Source organism: Lentzea kentuckyensis (genome assembly GCF_002150765.1).
Classification (GTDB): Bacteria; Actinomycetota; Actinomycetes; order Mycobacteriales; family Pseudonocardiaceae; genus Lentzea; species Lentzea kentuckyensis.
Genome location: NZ_MUYM01000007.1, coordinates 71066 through 71470, shown reverse-complemented (window position 1 = coordinate 71470; position 405 = coordinate 71066). Strand labels below are relative to the sequence as shown.

1 protein-coding gene is annotated in these 405 nt (G+C 69.9%); it reads right to left on the bottom strand.

Going from position 1 to position 405, the window contains the following annotated elements:
• Positions 1-312, bottom strand: a 312-nt coding sequence (locus B0F77_RS05295) for an RBBP9/YdeN family alpha/beta hydrolase (RefSeq protein WP_143466577.1), incomplete at its 3' end; no start/stop codon positions are given.
• Between the last annotated feature and the right edge of the window lie 93 nt (positions 313-405).

Here is a 405-nt window from a genome sequence, read left to right as displayed (position 1 = left end):
GTCCGGGGCGGGGGGGGCGACCAGCAGCACGCGGTCCACGTGCCCGATGCCCTCGCGGGCGGCGTGGTGCAGCCAGAGGTAGCAGCCGAGCGAGTGGGCGACGACGACCCGTTCGCGGTCGGTCGGCGCGGCTTCGAGGTGGGTGTCGAGCTCCCGCAACCACGTGGTCAGATCGGGCTGGTCGGGGTCGCTGAAGTGCGGCATGTCGGCCATGCCGCCGTGCTCGGACACCGTCTGAGCCAGCCAACGCTGCCAGTGGCCGGGGCCGGAGCCGGTGTAGCCGTGGATCAGGAGGACATGAGGCAGCGACATGCCTCCACCTTAGAACGCAGAAAGGGCGCCGGTGTGATCACCGGCGCCCTTGTCTGAAGATCGAACTACGCGGACTTCTCCCCTCGGGGGTTC